The sequence below is a fragment of the Proteus sp. TSJ240517 genome, from assembly GCF_047921575.1.
In the GTDB taxonomy this organism is placed as follows: Bacteria; Pseudomonadota; Gammaproteobacteria; order Enterobacterales; family Enterobacteriaceae; genus Proteus.
On record NZ_JBLRMH010000019.1, the window covers coordinates 1 to 3,206 of the forward strand.

Annotated in this window: 3 protein-coding genes; 1 reads left to right on the top strand and 2 read right to left on the bottom strand. The window is 37.9% G+C overall.

Features of this window, described 5'->3' with window-relative positions; translation table 11 throughout:
• Nucleotides 1-293: 293 nt before the first annotated feature.
• On the bottom strand, nucleotides 294-1,244 hold the full coding sequence (locus tag ACNARN_RS18480; protein WP_196715282.1) for a reverse transcriptase family protein: 951 nt from the start codon (nucleotides 1,242-1,244) through the stop codon (nucleotides 294-296).
• Entirely contained in the window at nucleotides 1,237-1,383 is a 147-nt protein-coding gene (locus ACNARN_RS18485) for a hypothetical protein (RefSeq protein ID WP_158660334.1), read from the bottom strand. The genes ACNARN_RS18480 and ACNARN_RS18485 overlap by 8 nt, the downstream gene beginning before the upstream one ends.
• A gap of 979 nt (nucleotides 1,384-2,362) precedes the next feature.
• On the opposite strand from ACNARN_RS18485, the gene ACNARN_RS18490 reads away from it, so the two are divergent.
• A complete protein-coding gene (locus ACNARN_RS18490) occupies nucleotides 2,363-2,803 on the top strand; it encodes a hypothetical protein (protein ID WP_192963023.1) in 441 nt (146 codons plus the stop codon).
• The last annotated feature ends 403 nt before the right edge of the window (nucleotides 2,804-3,206 follow it).

A 3,206-nucleotide genomic window follows, 5' to 3' on the forward strand; every position in this document is an offset into this window, starting at 1 on the left:
GAAAAACAAAAAGCCTACCGCCCTCGTTTTACTCGGTTGGTCAAATCGCTTCTTGCCACAAAACAAGTTTGTGTCTTTCAGCGATTTCGTATCGTTTTACTTGTCAGTTTGCATGATGTTAAAAACGCACTCAGAAGCCCGCAAAACCGTTCTAAACTTTCAGCGTAGATTTGGGTGTTTTATAGGGTGATCGTGTCTTAAAATCGTTTTGAGGGGCTTTAATGGGGATAAACGGGCGGTTTTCGCTAACTAACTCGCCCGTTTAACATAAAAGGGATTATGAGCACCATAATTTATAGTGTTTGATTTTGTTTTAGGTATTTTTTTTGATTTTTATTTATATGTTTGGCTTTTTGTTTGAATCGCTTATTTATTTGTCCTGCCGCATGTAATTGCCCCTTTAAACGAGTGTAAATGACTTCTTTTTCTTCTAGTGATAAATGAGCGTTGGGGGTAAATATTTCCAAGAAAGTTTGTTTTATTTTTCGTAGATTTTTATTTCTGACTGTTAACATATTGTTTTTTATGATTATTCCAGTGATCATCTTGGGTTGTTTTTCTCTGTATATTTTTATTTTTTTATTTTTTATAGTTAAACCTGATTCATTGACGATCGTTTTGACTTTTTTTAAAAAACCAGTTGGTATTTTTTCCCCTGAAAAAGCCACATCATCGACATAGGCTGTCATTGATAGGTTATTTTCTTTTGCAAGTGTGTTTAGGCGGTCAAACATAATCTTGTTTGCAAAATAAGCTATTTGCATGCTTACTTGACTACCAGTTGGTAGTATTCCATTTATGCAAATTAATTTAGATAAATAACTTGCCGCATCAATAGACATTTCAAACTGGTACAAAAATAAATTTCTTATTTTTCTTTCTGAATTTGAAGGAAAAAATTTACTAATATCAATTTTCAGCATCTCTTTGTTATTTTTATGTATTTCGGCATTTGTTGATGTTGATCGTTTTTTTGTTCCTGAATGTAAGTAGCTTGGTTTTATTATTTTATTCAACAGGCTGTATATTTTTTTATGTACTAATTCTAATTTACCTATGGGGTGTTGAATTAGACGGTTATCTTTATTTAGGAACTGATTGAATAATTCATCTGATAGCAATGATGGGATTTGATTTTTATTTATACCTAACAAAGCGTTAAGTTTATTTTTACTCTGAAGTTTGTATAGAGGGGATTGATTTAACTCGTAATATTTAAAACTTGGGGAACGGTTTTTACTCATCGAAAAGACTCCAGAATATTTCTTTTACGTGAGGGATTACATACTCGCGTATGGCTTCTCTCAAAAACAAGCCTGTAACCCATACAATAACTTGTTTTACTTTCTTAACCGTTTGCTGAATATAAGTTTTTTTATTCATACTATTTCTCCTTAACACGATTACCACACCATTGTGGCAACCTCTCGCATGTGTTTTGGAGTGAGAGTTATTCAGCAATAAACCCTAGCTTTCGTATGCCTAGCTCGCAAAGGCATACCATCTAACCCTCGTCACATCATGATTAAACTAATAAGACCTAGAGTCTGGCGGTCTCGTCGCTATAACAGCGTTGTAGCATAGCGTAGTGTCGTCTTGGTGCGTTGGGTAAGAAATATCAGGGATAAATCCCCTCACTGGTAAAATTACCAGTAGTTAGTACGCGAGAAATCTCTCAATTAAAACTTACCTCTTTATTTTATCTTAAACTTTATGATTTTAAAATAAAAAAAACTAATGCCCCAATGTGGTACTAATCAAAACGGAGCGAAGCGACAACGTCATCTTGTCTTTGCTTTTCTCCATGATCGGTCATTGGGTCATGGCTCCTTAGCTCTTTAATCTAGCTAAGTCTGGTTAGGTTGGGCTTCTTTCGACGGTGCAATCCAAGAAATCCCTAGTCCGTTGATTGGTGCTCTTATCAGGTACGCACTGTAATCTTTCGATACCGCAGCGTGATTCGGAGGCAGAGCCGGAATTTCGTTTTCCGGTACGTTTTACTACCACAATTTGCCTGTTTATCCTTTCGGAGACCGGGCTAAGTCCGAGTCAATCAAGTGGTGCATTTGAGTTAGTGTCTTTGAATGGTTTTAAGGAAGTAGTGACAAGCTAGCTTCCCATTGCTAAGATTGGATTGTCTAGGTCTGATCTTAGCAACGAATGCACCGAATCAGATTAGCAGAGCCGAAGTGATGTCACAATCATTTCGGCTCTGTGCCTTCTGGAGTATCACAAAAAATTTCCCTCATGTTTTCAACTCGCAACGCTCGCCGCAAGGCGTGAACTTGCTTCACGTCGAGGAAGCGGAATTTCCCGAAAGCCTTATACTATCTCCGTTCACACATCATCGGAGGGGATCACTATGTCTCAATTATTTCGTTTGGCATCGCCAGCAGATTACGAATACATCGAAGAATTAAATTTATGGGAATTGTCATTTGATAAGCGACCGGTTCAAGGGGTTCGTTGTGAAGATCCGGTGATCGGGGCAGAAAAATACAATCGAGGGCGTGAAAAATTTAAGGCGTTAGCGTCACGGCATAAAAAACACTGGAAACCGAACGGATTGACCTTTTCGGAGTTGATCCGCTGGGCAATAGAGTGCGGAACCCCCGAACAATGTCAGCTTGTTTTAGCGTTATACCATTGCACAAATGATGATGATTATCAGGCGATGGGAATTCAGTTAAGCCGAAGTATTGATAATGCAAATGTCAGCCCGATCATCTTTTTCACAGGTAAAAATCAACGGTTATTAGGTGATGTTTCGATGCTTAAACAGCTCGAGGAAAAGGCAGGTTAATGTCATGTTTGTTTATTATCCTGTGTATTATTCCGTATCTTATTCTATCTAATTTCTCTCTAATACACAGAATAATACAGAGAATAAGATACAGAATAAGAGATAGACACAAGATGACGTTGTGTTATTTCTTACCCATTAATCTACCCGTTATTTTACCCGTTATTTCACCCAATTTAGGTATAACGGGCAGAATAACGGGTAAAATAACGGGTGGAATCATAGTTTTACTAACTTACACCCCATGATACTTTCAGTATCAATGCCACTCATTTTCTGGACGAAAATGAATGACATAAGGCTCCGCCCTCTGGCTGTTTTCTTCGGCTGGACGCCTGCGAAAAAAGCCATTCACCCAAGCCCGTCAAACTCACTGCGTTCGTCTGACCACCCCCTTTTTTCG

Coding starts and splice junctions, on each gene's coding strand:
- ACNARN_RS18480 (WP_196715282.1), bottom strand. CDS start 1,244: ATGAGTAAAAACCGTTCCCCAAGTTTTAAATATTACGAGTTAAATCAA.
- ACNARN_RS18485 (WP_158660334.1), bottom strand. CDS start 1,383: ATGAATAAAAAAACTTATATTCAGCAAACGGTTAAGAAAGTAAAACAA.
- ACNARN_RS18490 (WP_192963023.1), top strand. CDS start 2,363: ATGTCTCAATTATTTCGTTTGGCATCGCCAGCAGATTACGAATACATC.